At 73.6% G+C, this 20321-nt stretch carries 18 protein-coding genes and 1 tRNA gene; 15 read left to right on the top strand and 4 right to left on the bottom strand.

Going from position 1 to position 20321, the window contains the following annotated elements; translation table 11 throughout:
• The first annotated feature begins 27 nt into the window (after positions 1-27).
• The 7 genes from galU (at position 28) to ACF1BN_RS15240 (ending at position 5466) form a co-directional block, all read left to right on the top strand.
• Positions 28-939, top strand: a complete 912-nt coding sequence (galU, locus tag ACF1BN_RS15210; protein WP_392332082.1) for a UTP--glucose-1-phosphate uridylyltransferase GalU — start codon at positions 28-30, stop codon at positions 937-939.
• A 181-nt stretch (positions 940-1120) separates the two neighbouring features.
• Positions 1121-2368 carry a gephyrin-like molybdotransferase Glp gene (gene glp, locus ACF1BN_RS15215; protein WP_392332299.1) on the top strand — a complete coding sequence of 416 codons (1248 nt, stop codon included), beginning with the start codon at positions 1121-1123 and terminating at the stop codon, positions 2366-2368.
• A gap of 59 nt (positions 2369-2427) precedes the next feature.
• On the top strand, positions 2428-2913 hold the full coding sequence (moaC, locus tag ACF1BN_RS15220; protein ID WP_189950761.1) for a cyclic pyranopterin monophosphate synthase MoaC: 486 nt from the start codon (positions 2428-2430) through the stop codon (positions 2911-2913).
• Positions 2910-3470: a molybdenum cofactor biosynthesis protein B gene (locus ACF1BN_RS15225; RefSeq protein WP_392332083.1), complete on the top strand. Its 561-nt coding sequence runs from the start codon at positions 2910-2912 to the stop codon at positions 3468-3470. The genes moaC and ACF1BN_RS15225 overlap by 4 nt, the downstream gene beginning before the upstream one ends.
• Positions 3467-4087: a GNAT family N-acetyltransferase gene (locus ACF1BN_RS15230; RefSeq protein WP_392332084.1), complete on the top strand. Its 621-nt coding sequence runs from the start codon at positions 3467-3469 to the stop codon at positions 4085-4087. Before ACF1BN_RS15225 ends, ACF1BN_RS15230 begins: the two co-directional genes overlap by 4 nt.
• Before the next feature lie 178 nt (positions 4088-4265).
• The gene (gene glpR / locus ACF1BN_RS15235) at positions 4266-5306 is read left to right on the top strand and encodes a gephyrin-like molybdotransferase receptor GlpR (protein WP_392332085.1); all 1041 of its coding nucleotides are present in this window, start codon (positions 4266-4268) and stop codon (positions 5304-5306) included.
• 86 nt (positions 5307-5392) lie between these two features.
• Positions 5393-5466, top strand: a tRNA-Ala gene (locus ACF1BN_RS15240).
• Positions 5467-5620: 154 nt separating this feature from the next.
• Here the strand turns inward: ACF1BN_RS15240 and ACF1BN_RS15245 are convergent.
• Positions 5621-7345: an FG-GAP repeat domain-containing protein gene (locus ACF1BN_RS15245; protein ID WP_392332086.1), complete on the bottom strand. Its 1725-nt coding sequence runs from the start codon at positions 7343-7345 to the stop codon at positions 5621-5623.
• An 84-nt stretch (positions 7346-7429) separates the two neighbouring features.
• A complete protein-coding gene (locus ACF1BN_RS15250; RefSeq protein ID WP_392332087.1) occupies positions 7430-7909 on the bottom strand; it encodes a GNAT family N-acetyltransferase in 480 nt (159 codons plus the stop codon).
• A 52-nt stretch (positions 7910-7961) separates the two neighbouring features.
• On the opposite strand from ACF1BN_RS15250, the gene xth reads away from it, so the two are divergent.
• Positions 7962-8765, top strand: coding sequence for an exodeoxyribonuclease III (gene xth / locus ACF1BN_RS15255; RefSeq protein WP_392332088.1), 804 nt, complete (start codon positions 7962-7964; stop codon positions 8763-8765).
• 22 nt (positions 8766-8787) lie between these two features.
• Here xth and ACF1BN_RS15260 read toward each other — a convergent pair whose 3' ends face one another.
• Positions 8788-9450, bottom strand: coding sequence for a MerR family transcriptional regulator (locus tag ACF1BN_RS15260; RefSeq protein WP_392332300.1), 663 nt, complete (start codon positions 9448-9450; stop codon positions 8788-8790).
• Between the two features lie 160 nt (positions 9451-9610).
• On the opposite strand from ACF1BN_RS15260, the gene ACF1BN_RS15265 reads away from it, so the two are divergent.
• From ACF1BN_RS15265 to ACF1BN_RS15285, 5 genes are all read left to right on the top strand, one after another.
• Positions 9611-11149, top strand: coding sequence for a flavin-containing monooxygenase (locus tag ACF1BN_RS15265; protein ID WP_392332089.1), 1539 nt, complete (start codon positions 9611-9613; stop codon positions 11147-11149).
• On the top strand, positions 11146-12051 hold the full coding sequence (locus ACF1BN_RS15270; RefSeq protein WP_392332090.1) for an alpha/beta fold hydrolase: 906 nt from the start codon (positions 11146-11148) through the stop codon (positions 12049-12051). The genes ACF1BN_RS15265 and ACF1BN_RS15270 overlap by 4 nt, the downstream gene beginning before the upstream one ends.
• The gene (locus ACF1BN_RS15275) at positions 12048-12929 is read left to right on the top strand and encodes an SDR family oxidoreductase (protein ID WP_392332091.1); all 882 of its coding nucleotides are present in this window, start codon (positions 12048-12050) and stop codon (positions 12927-12929) included. Before ACF1BN_RS15270 ends, ACF1BN_RS15275 begins: the two co-directional genes overlap by 4 nt.
• Positions 12930-13049: 120 nt before the next feature.
• Positions 13050-13238 (top strand): hypothetical protein, encoded by a 189-nt coding sequence (locus tag ACF1BN_RS15280; RefSeq protein ID WP_392332092.1) that lies wholly within the window; start codon positions 13050-13052, stop codon positions 13236-13238.
• A gap of 207 nt (positions 13239-13445) precedes the next feature.
• Positions 13446-13970, top strand: a complete 525-nt coding sequence (locus ACF1BN_RS15285) for a GNAT family N-acetyltransferase (RefSeq protein ID WP_392332093.1) — start codon at positions 13446-13448, stop codon at positions 13968-13970.
• On the opposite strand, the gene ACF1BN_RS15290 is transcribed toward ACF1BN_RS15285, so the two are convergent.
• A complete protein-coding gene (locus ACF1BN_RS15290) occupies positions 13913-17203 on the bottom strand; it encodes a S41 family peptidase (RefSeq protein WP_392332094.1) in 3291 nt (1096 codons plus the stop codon). The two genes, ACF1BN_RS15285 and ACF1BN_RS15290, sit on opposite strands and share 58 nt — an antisense overlap.
• Before the next feature lie 187 nt (positions 17204-17390).
• Here ACF1BN_RS15290 and ACF1BN_RS15295 point away from each other — a divergent pair, with 187 nt between their 5' ends.
• Both ACF1BN_RS15295 and ACF1BN_RS15300 read left to right on the top strand, forming a co-directional pair.
• Positions 17391-17963 carry a TetR/AcrR family transcriptional regulator gene (locus ACF1BN_RS15295; RefSeq protein WP_392332095.1) on the top strand — a complete coding sequence of 191 codons (573 nt, stop codon included), beginning with the start codon at positions 17391-17393 and terminating at the stop codon, positions 17961-17963.
• A gap of 116 nt (positions 17964-18079) precedes the next feature.
• A complete protein-coding gene (locus ACF1BN_RS15300; RefSeq protein WP_392332096.1) occupies positions 18080-20254 on the top strand; it encodes an MMPL family transporter in 2175 nt (724 codons plus the stop codon).
• Positions 20255-20321: the final 67 nt, after the last annotated feature.

A 20321-nucleotide genomic window follows, 5' to 3' on the forward strand; every position in this document is an offset into this window, starting at 1 on the left:
TCATTCCCCAGCGGTTAAGGTGCCTGCATGAATCAGTCGTTCCCCCGCCTCGGCCGGATCAGCAAGGCTGTCATCCCGGCCGCCGGCCTCGGCACCCGCTTCCTGCCGGCGACGAAGGCGACGCCGAAGGAGATGCTGCCGGTCGTCGACAAGCCGGCGATCCAGTACGTCGTCGAGGAGGCCGTCGCGGCCGGGCTCTCCGACGTGCTCATGATCACAGGCCGGAACAAGAGGCCGCTGGAGGACCACTTCGACCGGAACTACGAGCTGGAGGAGGCGCTGAGCCGCAAGGGCGACGGCGAGCGCCTCTCCAAGGTCCAGGAGTCGAACGACCTCGCCACCATGCACTACGTGCGCCAGGGCGCCCCCCGCGGCCTCGGCCACGCGGTGCTCTGCGCGGCCCCGCACGTCGGCGACCAGCCCTTCGCGGTCCTCCTCGGCGACGACCTGATCGATCCGCGCGACCCCCTCCTCGCGCGGATGGTGGAGATCCAGGAGCGCGAGGGCGGCAGTGTCGTCGCGCTGATGGAGGTCGACCCCTCGCAGATCCATCTGTACGGCTGCGCGGCGGTCGAGCCGACCGCCGACGGCGACGTGGTGCGCGTGACGGACCTGGTGGAGAAGCCGGAACCGGCCGAGGCGCCCAGCAACTACGCGGTCATCGGCCGCTATGTGCTCGACCCGGCGGTCTTCGGCACGCTGCGGGAGACCGAGCCCGGCCGGGGCGGCGAGATCCAGCTGACCGACGCCCTGCAGAAGCTGGCGAGCGACGAGAAGCTGGGCGGTCCGGTGCACGGCGTCGTCTTCAAGGGGCGCCGCTATGACACCGGTGACCGCGGTGACTATCTGCGTGCCATTGTCAGACTCGCGTGCGAACGTGAAGATCTGGGACCGGACTTCCGGGCCTGGCTCCGGAGATACGTCAACGAGGAGATGTAGGACCTTGAGCAGCGACACGGCACCGTCCCAGGACCCCCAGGACCAGGACCAGGGCCGGGCCCAGGGGCGGGACCAGCGGGGCGGGGACCACGGCCACGGTCACGACCACGACCACGGCCCCGGCGACCCCTGCGCGGGGCCGGACCGGAGCGGGGCGCGCCTCTGGTCGGTCGACGAGCACCTGGCCGACATCCTGGCGACCGTCCGCCCCCTGGACCCGATCGAGCTCCCGCTGCTCGACGCGCAGGGATGCGTCCTGGTCGAGGACGTGACGGTGCCGGCCGCGCTGCCGCCGTTCGACAACAGCTCCATGGACGGGTACGCGGTCCGCGTCGCCGACGTCGCGGGCGCCACCGAGGAGTTCCCGGCGGTCCTCACCGTCGTCGGCGACGTCGCCGCGGGCGCCGGCGGACTGCCGGAGATCGGCCCCGGACAGGCCGCCCGGATCATGACCGGCGCCCCGCTGCCGCCGGGCGCCGAGGCCGTCGTCCCGGTCGAGTGGACCGACGGCGGCGCGGGGGAGGGCGCCGCCACCGGCATGCGGGCCGCGAGCACCGCCCCGGAGGGCGCCGCCGGCGAGGTGCGGGTGCACCGCGCGGCGGAGGCCGGCGCGCACGTCCGGCGGGTCGGCAGCGACGTACGGGCCGGAGAGCTCGCCCTCGCCGCCGGCACGGTCCTCGGCCCGCCCCAGCTCGGCCTGCTCGCCGCGATCGGCCGGGGCGCGGTCACCGTCCGCCCCCGCCCGCGCGTGGTCGTCCTGTCCACCGGCAGCGAACTGGTCCAGCCCGGCGAGGAACTGGGTCCCGGTCAGATCCACGACTCCAACAGCTTCGCGCTCGCCGCCGCCGCCCGGGACGCGGGCGCCCTGGCCTACCGGGTCGGCGCGGTCGCCGACGAGGCCGAGTCCCTCCGCGCCACCATCGAGGACCAGCTGATCCGGGCCGACCTCCTCGTCACCACCGGCGGCGTCAGCGTCGGCGCCTACGACGTGGTCAAGGAGGCGCTGACCGCCGACGGCCAGGTCGACTTCCGCAAGCTGGCCATGCAGCCGGGCAAGCCGCAGGGCTTCGGCGCGATCGGTCCCGAGCAGATCCCGCTCCTCGCCCTGCCGGGCAACCCGGTCTCCTCGTACGTCTCCTTCGAGCTCTTCGTCCGCCCCGCGATCCGCGCCCTGATGGGCCTCGACGACCTGCACCGCCCGGTCGTCCGCGCCACCCTGGAGGCCGGCGCCCCGCTCTCCTCCCCGGCCGGCCGCCGTCAGTACCTCCGGGGGACGTACGACGCCGAGTCGGGCACCGTCACCCCCGTGGGCGGTGCCGGCTCCCACCTGATCGCCGCCCTCGCCCACGCGGACTGCCTGCTCGTGGTCCCGGAGGACCGCACCGCGGCCGACCCGGGCGAGGAGCTGGACGTGGTCCTCCTCGGCTGAGGAGGCGCGGGCGGGGGTACGGTGTGTCGTCCCACACAGCGACCGGGAGTGTCACGGCCATGAGCACGCAGCAAGGTCTCACCCACATCGACGAGGCGGGCGCCGCCCGCATGGTCGACGTATCGGCGAAGGACGTCACGTCCCGCACGGCACGCGCCAGCGGACGGGTGCTCGTCTCGCCGCGCGTGATCGAGCTGCTGCGCGGCGAGGGCGTGCCGAAGGGCGACGCCCTGGCCACCGCGCGGATCGCCGGGATCATGGGCGCGAAGAAGACCCCCGACCTCATCCCGCTCTGCCACCCGCTGGCCGTCTCCGGGGTCACGCTGGACCTCACCGTGGCGGACGACGCCGTGGAGATCCTGGCGACGGTGCGGACCACCGACCGCACGGGCGTCGAGATGGAGGCGCTGACCGCCGTCTCGGTGGCCGCGCTGACGGTGGTGGACATGATCAAGGCGGTCGACAAGGGCGCGGTCATCTCCGACGTACGGGTGGAGGAGAAGACCGGCGGCAAGTCGGGGCACTGGACCCGGGACGACGCGTGACGCGCGACGGCCGGGCCGCGGGAGGACACGACGCCCACGGCGGCCCGCTCACCGCGCCGTACGCGGCGCTCGTCGTCACCGCCTCCAACCGGGCCTCCGCCGGGGTCTACCCGGACAAGGGCGGGCCGCTGATCGCCGAGGGGCTGCGCGCGATGGGCTTCGCCGTCGACGGGCCGCAGGTCGTCCCGGACGGGGCGCCCGTCGAGGCGGCCCTCCGCGCCGGGATCGCCGCCGGGTACGACGTGATCCTCACGACCGGCGGCACCGGCGTCTCGCCGACCGACGAGACGCCCGAGGTCACCGCCCGGCTCCTGGAGCGGGAGATCCCGGGCATCCCGGAGGCGATCCGGGCGTACGGCCGGGAGAAGGTGCCGACGGCGGCGCTCTCGCGCGGACTCGCCGGCGTCGCGGGCACCACCCTGATCGTGAACCTGCCGGGCTCGACCGGCGGGGTACGGGACGGGCTCGCCGTCCTGGAACCGCTGCTGCGCCACGCCGTGGACCAGATCCGCGGCGGCGACCACCCGAGACCGGCGGAAGCGGGCCCCGCCTCATGACCACGGCCTGGCCGGCCGTCCTCGCCGACGGAGACGTGCTGCTCCGCCCGATAAGGATGCGCGACCAGCGGGAGTGGCGGGAGGTGAACCGCCGCAACCGCGACTGGCTGCGCCCCTGGGAGGCGACGGTGCCGCCGCCCGCGCCCGGCATGCCGCCCGCGCAGCGCCCCACGTACCGTCAGATGGTGCGCCATCTGCGGTCGGAGGCGAACGCCGGGCGGATGCTGCCGTTCGTGATCGAGTACCGGGGGCGGATGGCCGGGCAGTTGACGGTGGCCGGGATCACCTGGGGCTCGATGTGCTCGGGGCACGTGGGCTACTGGGTGGACCGCGAGGTCGCCGGGCGCGGGGTGATGCCGACGGCGGTCGCGCTGGCGACCGACCACTGCTTCCGGGCGGTGGGGCTGCACCGCATGGAGGTGTGCATCCGCCCGGAGAACGGCCCTTCGCGCCGGGTGGCGGAGAAACTCGGTTTCCGGGAAGAGGGCGTGCGGCCGCGCTATCTGCACATCGACGGGGCCTGGCGGGACCATCTGGTGTTCGCGCTGACGGCGGAGGAGATCCCGGAGGGCCTGCTCGCCCGCTGGCACCGCACCCGGCGCAGGGACGCGGCCTGAGTGCCCGTCCGGAGCTTCACTCTCTCCCGTAATTCATATAACTGTTCGAATTCCAGTGGCATATGAACACCGATCGATCTGAACAATCACAAAAAAGTTCAGTGATATCAGCCAGATCGTGCGACACACCGGGCCAATTGGCCGATGCCCCGTCGCGAACCCCTCTACCGTGTGAGGCGTGAGCAGCAGCGGCCTCATCTACGCAGTCATCGTCGGGGCCTGGGCCGCCTACTTGGTGCCGATGTGGCTCCGCAGGCAGGACGAGCTGAACGAAGCCCGTCCGACGGAACGCTTCAGCACCGCCATCCGGCTGCTGTCCGGACGGGCGGGCATGGAGCGCCGGTACGCCAAGGAGCTGCGCGAGCGGGACCGTACGGCCCTGGACGTGGTGCCCGACGTGGACCCGGACGCGGCGACCGAGCATCTCGGCTCGGTCGACGTCCGGGCCTTCGCCGCGCCTCCGGCCAGGACCGAGGCGCGCCTGGAACTCCCCGAACCCGAGCGCGAGCCCGAGCCGGCTCCCGCCCCGGCCCCCCGGCAGCCTTCCGCGGCCGCCGGCGGCGCCGCCGAGCGGGCCCGCCGCGGCAAGGCCCTCGCGCGTCGCCGGCGCACCACGATCGTGCTCTTCTCGGCCTTCACCCTCGGAGCCGTGGTCGCCGCCGTCGGCGGCGTCGCCTTCCTGTGGGCGCCGGCCGTCCCCGCCGTGCTGCTCAGCGCGTACATCGTCCACCTGCGCGGGCAGGAGCGCCGCCGGTTCGTCTACGTGATGGACCGGCGCCGCGCCGAGGCCGCCGCCGCCCGGCTCCGCGAGAGCCGCCGGGCCGCCGCGCCCACGCCCGAGCCGGAGCCCACGCCCGCTCCGCCGGTCTCCCCGCAGGAGGCCGACCGGCGCGCGCTGGTCGAGCAGACCGACCACGCCGAGTGGGTGGACCAGCAGCGCGAGCGCGGCCCGGCCCGCGGCGACAGCTGGGACCCCGTGCCGGTGCCGCTGCCCACGTACGTCACCGCGCCGGTCGCCCCGCGCGCCTCGCACGGTGTGGACGTCACCGACCCGGAGACCTGGAGCGCCGCCCGCTCCTCCACCGCCGAGCAGCCGCCCGCCGCCTCGCCGGCCCCGCGCCGCCGCCCGGTCCCGCCGCGCCGCGGCCACGACCACGGCCGGACCCCGCTCTTCGACCAGTACGCGGACGAGGACCGCCCCCGCGCCGCCAACGAGTGACGGTGCCCCGGGGGTCCTCTTCTGACCTGCGGCGAAAGCGATTTTTCTTCTCGCCGACCGGGATGCTAATGTTTCACACGTCGCAGGGGCCTGTGGCGCAGTCCGGTAGCGCACCTCGTTCGCATCGAGGGGGTCAGGGGTTCGAATCCCCTCAGGTCCACAAGTGACAAGATCCCGGTCAGTCGGTTCGACTGACCGGGATCTTCGTTTTGCCCGCACCTGATCGAGGCGGCGGGCCCTGTCGTCCGCGGGAGCGGACGCGAGGGGGGCCCGGACCGTCGCCGCGGTCCGGGCCCCCTCACCTGCCGGTCGGCTCAGAAGAGCAGGTTGTACATGTTCCAGCCGCCGCCGACCCTGACGCGGGCCGGGAACGGGCGGCTCGCGGTGCCGGTGCCCTGGTAGTACCAGAGGACGCCGGCGGAGTCGCGGGCCACGAGGTCGGCCCGGCCGTCCGAGTTCAGATCGCCGGGCGAGACCAGGGAGTTGTAGCCGCCCCAGCCGCCGCCGATCCGGTGGCGGGCGCCGAACGCGCCCTTGCCGTCGCCGGGGTAGAGCCACAGCACGCCGGCCTTGTCACGGGCGAGCAGGTCGGGCCTGCCGTCACCGCTGAGGTCGGTGCCGCCGGTGAGCGAGTCGAAGGCGTACCAGCCGCCGCCGATACGGGTCTTGGCGGCGAACGGGGCCGTCGTGACGCCGGTGCCCCGGTACAGCCACAGCGTGCCCGCCTTGTCGCGGGCGAGCAGGTCGGCCCTGCCGTCGCCGGTCAGGTCGCCCGCGCCGGTCAGCGCGTCGAAGGTGTTCCAGCCGCCGCCGACCTTCCGGCGCTCCTCGAAGAGCCCGCCGTCCCCGGAGGCGGCCAGCGACCAGAGCACACCGCTCCGGTCGCGGGCCACGGCGCCGGGGCCGGTGCTCTGCACGGTCAGCGGACCGAGGCGGGTGAGGGCCGAGTAGCCGTTCCAGTCGGCGACGCCGCCGGCCATGTCGCTGTACGAGAAGACCTGCGGGCCGCGGCCGGAGCCCTGGTTGAAGTACAGGTCGCCGCCCGGTGTGCGGCCGATGAGCTGGTAGCGCGCGGTGACCGGGATCGTGCTGGTGACGCCGAAGTCGGCGGCCTTCTCCGGGTTCCCGGTGCCGAAGTCGTACACCTCGTACACGCCGGTGGCGCGCAGCCGCCAGGCGGGCGAGGTCGCGGCGGCCTTGAGGGTGTAGGAGACCGTGTAGTCACCGGGCGCGGCGATCTCGCAGCGGATGTCCTCGCCCCGGCCGATCTCGCCGAGCGAGTGATCGCAGGCGGCACCGGTGGCGCCACCCGCGTCCACGCCGGTGACCTGGACCTTCAGCTCGCCCTCGTCCCAGCGCCGCTGGCCGGGCGCGGGGGACAGGCCGAGGGCGAGCTCGCCCGCGTCGACCGCGTGCAGCTTCACGGTGTGCTTGACCGTGCCGCCGGCCGGGAGGGCGGGGACGGTGAACGCCATGGTGTTCCCGGCGACGTGGGCGCGGGTCTTCACGGTGATCGTGGAGTGCGCCCTGTGGGTGCCGATCGGCTTGGTGGCGGCGGTCTGCGCCTCCTTGATCCCGGCGTCGACGCTAGAGCCGCGCGGCACGTAGACCAGCGAGTAGTACGCGGTCGTGTTGTCCGCCGCGGTGCTCGTCGCCGCGACCTCGGGCGCGGGGAAGCCGGCCGACCGGATGTCGCAGAGGTAGACGCCGGCCTTGCCGGTCTTCGGCTTGCAGTCGGCCGTCGGGTCGACCTTCAGACCGGCCGGCGCGCCGCCGCCGGCCCAGCCGGCGTCGGTCAGCGGCTTCTTGCTGATGGCGTAGACGAAGGTGCCGTCCGGCTCCCCCGTGTGCTGGCCGCCGCTGCGGGACGGCGACAGCCAGGTGTAGCCCTCGCCCGGCATGAGGACCCGGGCGTCGACGGGGTCGAAGTGGTACGTCGGGTCGCCGGCCGCCACGGCCGTCCCCGCCCCGCCGATGATGCCGCCGGTGGCGAGCAGCGTCGCCGCCACTCCGGCGCTGAGAAACGTGCGCTTGCGCAAGTAGGTGCCCCCCTCGGGCATTCGTTCGGTCGGCGGACGCTAGCACGCCGGGCCGACGGTTCCGGGGGAGGGAGCCGGGACGGGTCAGGTCAGCGGCTTGGCGAAGCAGCGGCTGCTCTCGTGGTGCCGGTAGTGGCCGAACTTGACGCACGGCTCGTAGCCGCTGGAGGCGTAGAGGGCGATGGCCTCGGGCTGGGCCGTGCCGGTCTCCAGGACCATGCGGCTGCGGCCGGCGGCGCGGGCGTCGTCCTCCAGGAGGGCGAGGAGGCGGCGGGCCAGGCCCAGGCCGCGCGCCTCGGGGACGACGTACATCCGCTTGAGCTCGGCGTCGCCGTCCGCGTACCCCTCCTCGTTCTCGTCCTGGCGGCGCCAGGCGCCGCTCGCGACCGGCCGGTCGGCGGAGTCGTACGCGAGGAGGTAGAGGCCCCGCGGCGGGACGAACATGGCGGGGTCGAGCGGTGTGGCGTCGCCCTCGCTGTCGTAGCGGACGGCGTACTCGGCCTGCACCGCGTCCTGCAGTTTCACGGCGTCGGGGTGGTCGTACGGAGTCGGCTGGATGCGCATGCCAGCCATCGTACGTGTGAGCGAAGAGGGCGGGTGTCGGTATTCTCCCGGGATGTTCACTGTCACGAGCGCGAACGTCAACGGTCTCCGTGCCGCCGCCAAGAAGGGCTTCGTCGAGTGGCTGGCGGAGACCTCCGCCGACGCCGTCTGCCTCCAGGAGGTGCGCGCCGAGGAGGCCCAGCTGCCCGCCGAGGTGCGGACCCCCGAGGGCTGGTTCGTCTTCCACGCGCCCGCCGCCGCCAAGGGCCGCGCCGGCGTCTCCCTCTACCTCCGCCGCGAGCCCGACGCCGTCCGCGTCGGCTTCGGCTCCGCCGAGTTCGACGGCTCCGGCCGCTACATCGAGGCCGATCTGCCCGGGGTCACCGTCGCCAGCCTCTACCTCCCCTCCGGCGAGGCGGAGACCGAGAAGCAGGACGAGAAGTACCGCTTCATGGGCGAGTTCCTGCCCTACCTCAAGGAGCTGCGGGTCCGCGCCGCCGCCGACGGCCGCGAGGTCGTGGTCTGCGGCGACTGGAACATCGCCCACCGCGAGGCCGACCTCAAGAACTGGAAAGCCAACCGCAAGAGCGCCGGCTTCCTCCCCGAGGAGCGCGAGTGGCTCACCCGCGTCCTGGAGGAGACCGACGGCGGTTACGTCGACGTCGTCCGCGCCCTCCACCCCGACCAGGAGGGCCCCTACTCCTGGTGGTCCTACCGGGGCCGGGCCTTCGACAACGACTCGGGATGGCGGATCGACTACCAGATGACCACGCCGGGGCTGGCCGCGAAGGCGGTCAAGGCGTACGTGGAGCGGGCCGCCACCCACGCCGAGCGGTGGAGCGACCACGCGCCCGTGACGGCCGTCTACGCCCTCTAGGCGCGCTCGGGCCGGGTTCCTCTCAGCCCCGTCCGCCGCGGAGGCGGCGGTCGAGGGCCATGGAGAGCTCGGCCTCCACGACGCTCTTGGCCAGCGGGCGGAGGCGCTGGACGTCGGCCTCCTCGGTGTGGGCGGTCAGCATCTCGGCGAAGAGGCCGGCGAGCGCCTCGGCGTGTTCGCGGACGCGGGCGCCGGCCTTCAGGACCTCGGCGAGCGGCACGCCCTCGCGGACGAGGGCGGCGGAGACGTCGAGGAGGCGGCGGCTGACGTGGATGATGTCCTCGCCGTCGGTGGCGAGGTAGCCGAGGTCGAGGGCGGCGGCGAGGTTCTCCGGCGTGACCTCGCCGGCGAAGCGGTCGGCCAGCTCCTCGGGGGTGAGCCGGACCGGCTCCTCCTCGGTCGGGGGGCCCAGCTCCAGGACCTCGCCGACGTCGCGGCCGGACTCGAAGGCGGTGGTCAGGTCGGCGATGCCGGTCAGGGTGTGGCCCCGTTCGAGCAGGGCGGCGATGGTGCGGAGTCTGGCCAGGTGGCTCCCGTCGTACCAGGCGATCCGGCCCTCGCGGCGGGGCGGCGGGATCAGTCCCCGCTCCCGGTAGAACCGCAGGGTCCGCACGGTGATCCCGGCCGCCTCGGCCAGTTCTGCCATGCGGTACTCGTGCGGGGGCTCCGGGGCCTCCGCGGGCATCGCCTGTTCTCCTGATCGTTCCGCCACGCCCGCCAGCCTATGTTGTACCGCCGGTAACTTTCCCTCGCGCGACCCCTACCGCTCGGTATGGAGCTGCTCTACAGTCCCGACTGTGCCAGTGATTGCTGGCGGAATCTTGGCCGGGCGCACGGGAGGCGGCATGGCGAAGCACGAGCACGTTCGGGTGGCGGTGATCGGATCGGGGTTCGGGGGGCTCGGTGCCGCCGTCCGGCTGCGCCGCGAGGGGATCACCGACTTCGTCGTCCTGGAGCGGGCCGACTCCGTGGGCGGCACCTGGCGGGACAACAGCTACCCCGGGTGCGCCTGCGACGTGCCCTCGCACCTCTACTCCTTCTCCTTCGCGCCCAACCCGGACTGGCCCCGCACCTTCTCCGGGCAGCGGCACATCCGGGCCTACCTGGAGCACGTCGCCGACACCTTCGGACTCCGGCCGCACCTGCGGCTGAACCACGAGGTGCGGCGGATGGAGTGGGACGCCGACGAGCTGCGCTGGCGGATCGAGACCAGCTCCGGATCGTTCAGCGCCGACGTCATCGTCTCCGCCACCGGGCCGCTCTCCGACCCCAGGATCCCCGATGTCCCGGGGATCGACGGCTTCACCGGCAAGGTCTTCCACTCGGCCCGCTGGGACCACGACTACGACCTGCGCGGCAAGCGCGTCGCCATGATCGGCACCGGCGCCTCCGCCATCCAGATCGTCCCCGCCATCCAGCCCGAGGTCGCGAAGCTGACCCTCTTCCAGCGCACCGCCCCCTGGGTCATGCCCCGCATGGACCGGGCCATCAGCGGCCCCGAGCGCTGGCTGCACCGGAAGCTTCCGGTCACCGCCACCCTGCGCCGCGGCATCCTGTGGGGCATCCGGGAACTCCAGGTCGGCGCCTTCACCAAGCACCCCGGCGAGCTCGGCCTGGTCGAGAAGCTGGCCAAGGCCAACATCGCGAAGGCGGTCAAGGACCCGGTGCTGCGGGCCAGGCTCACGCCCTCGTACCGCATCGGCTGCAAGCGGATCCTGCTCTCCAACACGTACTACCCGGCCCTCGCGCAGCCCAACGTCGACGTCGTCGGCGGCGGGCTCCAGGAGATCCGCGGCAATGTCCTCGTCGGCTCCGACGGCAGCGAGACCGAGGTCGACGCGATCATCTTCGGCACCGGCTTCCACGTCACCGACATGCCGGTCGCGGACCGCGTCTTCGGCGCCGGCGGACGCTCCCTCGCCGAGCACTGGAAGGACGGCGTGCAGTCCCTGCGCGGCGCCACCGTCGACGGCTTCCCCAACTGGATGACGATCATCGGGCCCAACACCGGCCTCGGGAACTCCTCCATGATCCTCATGATCGAGTCCCAGCTGAACTACATGGCCGACTACCTGCGCCAGCTCGACGTCCTCGGAGGCAGGTCCGCGCTCGCCGCCCGCCCCTCCGCCGTCCACGCCTGGAACCGCAAGGTCCAGAACCGCATGGAGCGGACCGTCTGGAAGGCCGGCGGCTGCGACAGCTGGTACCTCGACGCCAACGGCCGCAACACCACCCTGTGGCCGGGCACCACCGGCGAGTTCCGCCGCGAGACCCGGCTGGTCGACCTCTCCGAGTACGAGGTCCTGCGGGCCCCGAAGCCGGTCGCGGCCACCCCCGAACCGGCCGCCCGCCGCGCCGCCCGCAAGAAGGAGGCCAGCCGGTGATCGGCCTCCCCGCACCCCGTACCCTCACCGTCCGGTCCGCCGACGGGGCCGAGCTGCACACCGAGGTGTACGGCCCCGAGGGCGCGCCCGCCGTCGTCCTCGCCCACGGCTGGACCTGCTCCATCGGCTTCTGGGCCGAGCAGATCCGGGCGCTCGCCGCCGACCACCGGGTCATCGCCTACGACCAGCGCGGCCACGGCCGCTCCCCGGTCCCGGCGCCCGGCGGCTACTCGACCACCGCCCTCGCCGACGACCTGGAGGCGGTGCTCGCGGCCACCCTCGGGCCCGGCGAGCGGGCCGTCGTCGCCGGGCACTCCATGGGCGGCATGACGATCATGGCCGCGGCCGGCCGCCCCGGCTTCGTCCAGCACGCCGCCGCCGTCCTGCTCTGCTCCACCGGCCCGTCCCGCCTCACCTCCGAGGCCACCGTGGTGCCGCTCGGACCCGGCGGGCTGCGGACCCGGCTGACCGGCGCCGTCCTCGGCTCCAAGGCACCGCTGGGACCGGTCAACGGGATCTCGAAGAAGGTCCTCAGATACGCGACGATGGGACCGGGCTCCGCGCCCGACCGGGTCGACGCCTGCGCCCGCATCGTGCACGCCTGCCCGCGCCCGTCCCGCTTCGGCTGGTCGCAGGTGCTGGCCGGCCTCGACCTGGCGGCGGGCGTGCGGGAGCTGCGGGTCCCCGCCGCCGTCCTGGTCGGCACCGCGGACCGGCTCACCCCGCCGGTCCACTCCCGGGCCATGGCGGAGGCGCTGCCGCACTGCACCGGCCTGACCGAACTGGCCGGCATGGGCCACATGACGCCGGTCGAGGCCCCGGAGGCCGTCACCGCGCAGATCCGCGAACTGACGCTCACGTATCTCGGAGCGCACCCGACCGGCAAGGAGGCAGGGGTATGAGCAGGGTCAGTCTGGAAGGACAGGTCGCCGTCGTCACCGGCGGCGCCCGCGGGGTCGGCGAGCTCCTCGCCCGCAAGCTCTCCGCGCGCGGCGCCAGGATCGCGCTGGTCGGCCTGGAGCCGGAGCTCCTGAAGGAGGTCGCGGGACGGCTGCACACCGAGGCCGACTGGTGGGAGGCGGACGTCACCGACCACGAGGCGATGGCCCGGGTCGCCGCCGAGGTCAAGGAGCGCTTCGGCAAGGTCGACATCGTCGTCGCCAACGCGGGCGTCGCGGCCGGCGGGCCGTTCGTCGACTCCGACCCGGTCGCCTGGCGGCGGGTCATCGAGGTCAACCTGATCGGCGGGGCGGTCACCGGCCGCGCCTTCCTGCCGGTCCTCATGGAGTCCCGGGGGTACTTCCTCCAGATCGCCTCGCTCGCCGCGATCACCCCGGCCCCGATGATGACCGCGTACTGCGCCTCCAAGTCCGGCGTCGAGGCGTTCGCGCACAGCCTGCGGGCCGAGGTCGCCTACAAGGGCGTGAAGGTCGGCGTCGGCTACCTCTCCTGGACCGACACCGACATGGTGCGGGGCGCGGACCAGGACGACGTGATGAAGGAGCTGCGGCAGCGGCTGCCCTGGCCGTCGAACCGCACGTACCCGCTCGGCCCGGCCGTGGACCGGATCGTCGAGGGCATCGAGCGCCGCTCGGCCCACGTGTACGCACAGTGGTGGCTGCGCGGGATGCAGGCCGTCCGCGGCCATCTCCCCGGGATCGTCGCGACCGTCGGGAAGCGCGAGGTGGCCCGCTTCGAGCCCCGGCTCTCCACGGTCTCCAAGGGGCTGGTGGGCGCGGGCGGGGCGGCCGACGAGCAGTCCCGGACGGGGAAGGCGTGACCGGGGCCCGCACGGACGGTAATTGATCGAAATGCGTGGAATGTTCGCTCGTGCAAGGCTGGTCGAGGCCCAGGGGGCACGCGCCCCCGACCCCCTCACACCCGTCTAGGAGTGACCTTCATGGGCATCAAGGACCAGTTCCAGGACAAGGCGCAGGAGCTCCAGGAGCGCGCCAAGGACGCCATGGGCAAGGCCAAGGACGAGGCCTCCCAGCGCGCTTCGCAGAGCCGCGAGGGCTCCCAGGACGCGAAGGAGCGCGCGCAGCGCGAGGCGCGGCAGCGCGGCGTCCGCGACGAGCACGAGGCCTGACGCCCGTCCTGTGACGGAAGGCGCACCCGGGACGCCGGGTGCGCCTTCCGCGCGTCCGGGGCGTCCGGCCCGCGCGTCCGGGGCGTCCGGTCCTCGCGTCCGGGGCGTCCGGTCCTCGCGTCCGGGGCGTCCGGTCCTCGCGCGTCCGCGTCCCGCGCGTCGGTAATGCGCGGGCGGCCGCGGGGGGAACTTCGTACCGTGGCCCCCATGTCCGTCGTACTCGAACGCCTGCGCCCCGACCACGCTCCGGCCCTGCTCGTCTTCGAGCGGGAGAACCGGGCCTACTTCGCCGCCACCGTGCCCGACCGGGGGGACGCCTACTTCGCGGAGTTCGACGCCCGGCACCGGGCGCTGCTCGACGAGCAGGAGGAGGGGACGATCCGCTTCCACGTCCTGGTGGCCGGGGACGGGGCGATCGTCGGCCGGGTCAACCTCGTCGACGTGGCCGACGGCGCGGCCGAACTCGGCTACCGGATCGCCGAGTCGGCGACCGGCCGGGGTCTCGCCACCCGGGGCGTCCTGGAGGTGTGCCGGCTGGCCGCGGAGGAGTACGGGCTGCGCCGGCTGTACGCCAGGACGTCCGCCGGCAACACCGCTTCCCGGGCGGTGCTCGCCCGGGTCGGCTTCGGCGCGGTCGGCGCTGAGCGGCTGAGGACCGGGGAGTCCGCCATCGCCTACGAGCTGGACCTCGGGGGGAGTTTCGGGCGGGAGCGGTCCGGCACGTCCTCGTAGCCGGGCGGGTTCGCCGCCGGTTCCGCGTCCAGCAGGGCGAGGGCCTTGTGGACGGCGTCGTCGAGCTGGGCGTGCCGGCCCTCGGCCCAGTCGAGGGGGGTGCGCAGGACCGCGAGGTCGGGCACGACGCCGTGGTTCTCCACGGACCAGCCCCACTCGGTGAACCAGGCGGCGTTCATGGGGACGGTGATCTGGGTGCCGTCGCCGAGCTTGTGCCGGCCGGTCATGCCGACGACGCCGCCCCAGGTGCGCTGGCCGACGACGGGGCCGAGGCCGAGGAGCTTGAACGCGGCGGTGATCATGTCGCCGTCGGAGGAGGTGGCCTCGTCGGCGAGGGCGACGACGGGGCCGCGGGGGGCGTTGGAGGCGTAGCTGACGGGCTGGGCGTTGCGGGTGAGGTCCCAGCCGATGATCCTGCGGGTGAGGGTCTCCACGACGAGTTCGCTGATGTGGCCGCCGGCGTTGCCGCGCACGTCGACGATGAGGGCCGGGCGGGAGACCTCCATCCGCAGGTCGCGGTTGAACTGGGCCCAGCCGGAGCCGCCCATGTCGGGGATGTGGAGGTAGCCGCAGCGGCCGCCGCTGAGTTCGCGGACCACGGCCCGGCGTTTGGCGACCCAGTCCTGGTAGCGCAGGGGGCGTTCGTCGACGAGCGGGACGACGGCGACGCGGCGGGAGCGGCCCTCGCCGCCGGCCGGGGTGAAGGTGAGTTCGACGGTGGTGCCGCCGGTGCCGGCGAGCAGCGGGTAGGGGCCGGTGACGGGGTCGACGGGCCGGCCGTCGACGTGGGTGAGGGCGGCGCCCTCGCGGATGCCGGTGCCGGCCAGCGGGGAGCGGGCCTTGGAGTCGGAGGACTCGCCGGGGAGGATCCGCTTGACCACCCAGCCGTCCTCGCGGGGGACGAGGTTGGCGCCGAGGAGGCCCTGGGGGCGCTGGTAGTGGGCGGGGCCCTCGTTGCGCCGGGCGGGGGTGACGTAGGCGTGGGAGGTGCCGAGTTCGCCCATCACCTCGCGGAGGAGGTCGGCGAACTCGTCGGGGGAGGCGACCCGTTCGAGCAGGGGGCGGTACTGGTCGAGGATCGCGTCCCAGTCGACGCCGCTCATCCCCGGGTCCCAGAAGTAGGCGCGGACGATCCGCCCGGCCTCGTCGTAGGACTGGCGCCACTCGGCGCCGGGGTCGACGTCGTGGAGGATGCGGCGCAGGTCGAGGTAGACGGTGGAGTCCCCGTCGCCGGGTTCGGTGGCGGGGACGGCCCGCAGTTCGCCCTCGTCGAAGACGACGAGCCGGCTGCCGTCGCCGCTGACGGCGAACCAGTCGAGGTCGCGGGCGAGTTCGGTGCGGCGGGCTTTGACGACGGAGTAGTGCTCCAGGGTGGGGCGGCCGGAGGTGTCGGCGGGGTTGGCGAAGGTCTCGCCGAGGGCGCCGGAGATGGGCCAGCGCAGCCAGACGAGGCCGCCGCCGGAGACGGGGGCGAGCGCCGAGTACTTGGAGGCGGCGACGGGGAAGGGGGTGACCCGGTCGGGCAGTCCCTCGATCTCGACGGTGACGGTGCCGTCGCCGCTGTCGGCGCCGTCGTCGGCGGGGTCGAGGCCGCCGGCCGCCGGGCGCCCGTCGGGGAGGAGCGCGAAGGGGGAGGGGGTCGCGGAGGAGAGCGGCACGAGGTAGGGGCGGCAGCCGAGCGGGAAGGACAGGTCGCCGGTGTGGACGTCGTACACCGGGTCGAAGCCGCGCCAGGAGAGGAAGGCGAGGTAGCGCCCGTCGCTGGTGAAGACCGGGTTCTCGTCCTCGAAGCGCCCGTTGGTGACGTCGATGACCGTGCGGGGGCCGGGGCCGGAGATGCGGACGAGCTTGATGGAGCGCAGGGAGCGGCCGATGCCGGGGTGGGACCAGGTGAGCCAGGCGCCGTCGGGGGAGAAGGCGAGGTCGCGGACGGGGCCGTTGACGGAGCGGATGAGTTCGGTGACCTCGCCGTTGGAGTCCTCCGTCGCGTCGAGGAGGAGGAGGCGGCCGTCGTGCGAGGCGATGGCGAGCCGTTCGCCGTCGGGGTCGGCGACGAGTTCCTCGACCCGGCCGAGTTCTCCGGCGGCGAGCCGGCGCGGGGGCCGGTCGCCGCTGGCCCGGGGCAGGTAGGCGATCTCGACGGCGTCGTCGCCCTCGGCGTCGGTGACGTAGGCGATCTGGCCGCCGCTGCCGAGCATCTCGGGGAGCCGGACGCGGACGCCGGGGGTGTCGGTGAGTGCGCGGGCGGGCCCGTCGCGGTGGGTGAGCCAGTAGAGGCTGCCCCGTACGCCGACGGCGCTGGCCCGGCCGGTCTCGTCGACGGAGAGCGCGTCGACGTGCCGGGAGGCGGGCACCTGGTAGGGGCGGCGGCCGGCCCGCTGGCCGCCGAGGCGGACCTCCAGGCGGCGCGGTGCGGAGCCGGCGGCGAGGTCGTCGGCGATCCACAGCTCGCCGGCGCACTGGTAGACGACCCGGTGCCCGTCGGAGGAGGCGTGGCGGGCGTAGAAGTCGGCGTGGTCGGTGTGGCGGCGCAGGCCGGTGCCGTCGGGGCGGCAGGAGTAGAGGTTGCCGACGCCCTCGTGGTCGGAGAGGAAGGCGATGCGGTACCCCTCCTCGCCGGGCGGGGCGGCGACGAACATCGGGTCGGCGAGGTGGCCGCCGATGTCGGGCAGGAGCCGTTCGCCGTGGAGCCAGAGGCGGCCCGTGGCGCCGCCCCGGTACCGCTTCCAGGCGGCGGGTTCGTGCGGCGGGGTGCCGGTGAGCAGGAGGGTGCGGCGCTCGCCGTCGAGGTCGCGCACGGCGATGTCGGAGACGGGGCCCCAGGGCATCGTGCCGCCGGGCGAGCCGTCGGTGGCGACGGTGTAGGCCCAGGAGAAGTACGAGAAGGGCTGGCCGTGCGAGGAGACGGCGAGGATGTCGCCGTCGGGGGACCAGCCGCAGACGCGGGTGTCGGTGGATCCCCAGTGGGTGAGCTGGCGGGGGTGGCCGCCGTCGACCGGCACGAGGTGGATCTCCGGGTCGAGGCTGCGCCAGTTCGTGTAGGCGATGTGGCGCCCGTCGGGGGAGAAGCGCGGGTGTCCGGCGCGGGTGCGGTCGACGGTGAGCCGCCAGGCGCGGCCGGGGGGCCGGCCGGCGGCGGCGAGGGGGGCGATCCAGAGGTCGTCCTCGGCCGTGAAGCACAGCAGGTCGTCGTGGAGGTGCGGGAAGCGGAGGTAGGCCACGTCGTCTCTCACCCGTTCATGCTTTCCGCGTGGAGGGGGTGCGGCAACTCGTACGGGCGTACGGAAGGGGACGAGGTGTGGCCCAGGACACGTACGAAACGGTTTCGTTTCGCTGGCGGCGGGGGTACCTTCGTATCGTACGGAGAGTACGAAACCGTTTCGTTCGCTCTCCTCGTCCCCGCAGTCCGGAGGTACAGGCATGGCCCGCAGCAGACTCACCCCGGAGCGTGAGTCCGAGCTGTACGCGGCCGTGCTCGACCTCCTCCGCGAGGTCGGCTACGACGCCCTCACCATGGACGCCGTCGCCGCCCGCACCCACTCCAGCAAGGCCACCCTCTACCGCCAGTGGGGGAGCAAGCCGGAACTGGTCGCCAAGGCCCTGCGCCACAGCAAGCCGTCCGGTTTCGACGAGATCGACACCGGCACGCTGCGCGGTGACTTCCAGGCCCTCCTGGAGCTCGCCGACGACTGCCAGATGGAGAAGGACACCGCGCTGATGCGGGGTCTGGCCCATGCCGTCCACACCAACCCCGACCTGCACCAGGCCCTGCGCGAACTGCTCATCGACCCCGAGCTCAACGGGTTCGCCGAGTTCCTGGGCCGCGCGGTCCGCAGGGGCGAGGTCCGGCCGGACAACCCGGCCCTGGACTTCGTGCCGCACATGCTGATCGGAGCGCTCGTCGCCCGCCCGCTGATCGACGACCAGCCGGTCGACCACGCCTTCCTCAGCAGCTACGTCGACGCCGTGGTGCTCCCCTCACTCGGCGTCTGACCCACCCCGCACCACCCGCACCACCCGCACGTCCCGCACCACCTGACAGCGCACCGCTCACGCCGTCGGGCCGGCTCCCCATGCCCTGTCCCACCCCACTATGGGAGTACGCACCCGTGGCCACCTTCCTGTACAAGCTGGGCCGCACCGCCTTCCGGCGCCGACGGCTCGTCGCCCTCCTCTGGGTGGCGCTCCTCGCGCTCGCCGGAGTCGGCGCCGCCACCGCGCCCGCCGCGACCTCCAGCTCCTTCTCCATCCCCGGCACCGAGGCCCAGCGCGCCTTCGACCTGCTCGAGGAACGCTTCCCCGGCGCCGGCGCCGACGGCGCCACCGCCCGGGTCGTCTTCAAGGCCCCCGACGGCGGCAAGATGACCGACGCGGCCCCCAAGGCCGTCGTCGAGGAGACCGTCGCCGCCCTGAAGTCCGGCTCGGACCAGATCGTCTCCGTCACCGACCCGTACACGGCCCAGGCCGTCTCCCGGGACGGCTCCACCGCCTACGTCTCCGTGGCCTACAAGGTCAACGGGATGGAGCTGACCGACGAGACCCGTGAAGCCCTCAAGCAGGCCGGACACGCGGCCCAGGGCAAGGGCCTGACGGTCGAGCTCGGCGGCGACGCCCTCCAGACCATGCCCGAGACCGGTGCCGGCGAGATCGTCGGCGTGGTCGTCGCCGGCATCGTCCTCGTCATCACCTTCGGCTCGCTCGTCGCGGCCGGACTGCCGCTGCTCACCGCGATCATCGGCGTCGGCATCGGTGTCTCCGCGATCACCGCGCTCGCGAACGTCCTGGACCTCGGCACCACCACCTCCACCCTGGCGATGATGATCGGCCTCGCCGTCGGCATCGACTACGCCCTCTTCATCGTCTCCCGCTACCGCGCCGAACTGGCCGACGGGCGGGACAAGGAGGACGCCGCGGGCCGCGCCACCGGCACCGCCGGCTCGGCCGTGGTCTTCGCCGGACTCACCGTCGTCATCGCCCTCGTCGGCCTCGCCGTCGTCAACATCCCGATGCTGACGAAGATGGGCTTCGCCGCCGCCGGCACCGTCGTCATCGCCGTCCTCATTGCCCTCACCCTGATCCCGGCGCTGCTCGGCTTCGCCGGCGACAAGGTGATCGGCCGCAAGCAGCGCAAGAACGCCGGCACCCCGGAGACCGCGACCCCGGAGAAGGACGCCAGGCCGAACGCCGGCACCCGCTGGGCCCGCTTCGTCCTCCGCCGCCCGGTCTTCGTCCTGCTGGCCGGCGTCATCGGTCTCGGCGCCATCGCCATCCCGGCCGCCTCCCTGGAGATGGGCCTCCCGGACGACGGCGTGAAGCCGGTCTCCGCGACCGAGCGCCGCGCCTACGACCTGCTCTCCGAGGGCTTCGGCCCCGGCTTCAACGGCCCGCTGCTCGTCGTCGTCGACGGCGACAGGGCGGTCGCCGACAAGACGGTCGAGACGATCAAGGACCTCGACGGCATCGCCGCCGTCACCCCGGCCACCCCCAACAAGGCGGGCGACGCCGCCATGATCACGGTGATCCCGAAGGACCGCCCGTCCTCCGGCGCCACCGAGACCCTGGTCCACGACATCCGCGGCGCCACCGGCGACGACGTCCTCGTCACCGGCGCCACCGCGATGAACATCGACTTCTCCGAGAAGATGAACGACGCCCTCGTGCCCTACCTGGCACTCGTCGTCGGCCTCGCCTTCGTCCTGCTGACGGTGGTCTTCCGCTCGATCCTGGTCCCGCTCAAGGCCGCCCTCGGCTTCCTGCTCTCGGTCGTCGCCGCCCTCGGCGCCGTCGTCGCGGTCTTCCAGTGGGGCTGGCTGGGCGGCCTGTTCGGCGTCGAGCAGACCGGCCCGATCATGTCGATGATGCCGATCTTCATGGTGGGCGTGGTCTTCGGCCTCGCGATGGACTACGAGGTCTTCCTCGTGACCCGGATGCGCGAGGCGTACGTCCACGGCGAGCGGCCCGGCGAGGCGATCGTGACCGGCTTCCGGCACAGCGCCCGGGTGGTCACCGCCGCCGCGGTGATCATGATCGCGGTCTTCTCCGGCTTCATCGGGATGACCGACCAGATGATCAAGATGATCGGCTTCGGCCTCGCCGTCGCCGTCCTCTTCGACGCCTTCGTCGTCCGCATGGCGATCGTCCCGGCCGTCCTCGCGCTCCTCGGCCACAAGGCCTGGTGGCTGCCGAAGTGGCTGGACCGGGCGCTGCCCAACGTCGACGTCGAGGGTGAGGGCCTCGCGGCCCAGGGCTCCGCCCCCGCGGAGCCGGACCTCGTCAAGGCGTGACACCCCCGTAGAACCCCGGGGCGGCCCCTGAGCGGGGGGTGCGCCCCGGACCGCGCCGGAACCTGTG

This window comes from Streptomyces sp. NPDC014861, assembly GCF_043081625.1.
GTDB lineage: Bacteria > Actinomycetota > Actinomycetes > Streptomycetales > Streptomycetaceae > Streptomyces.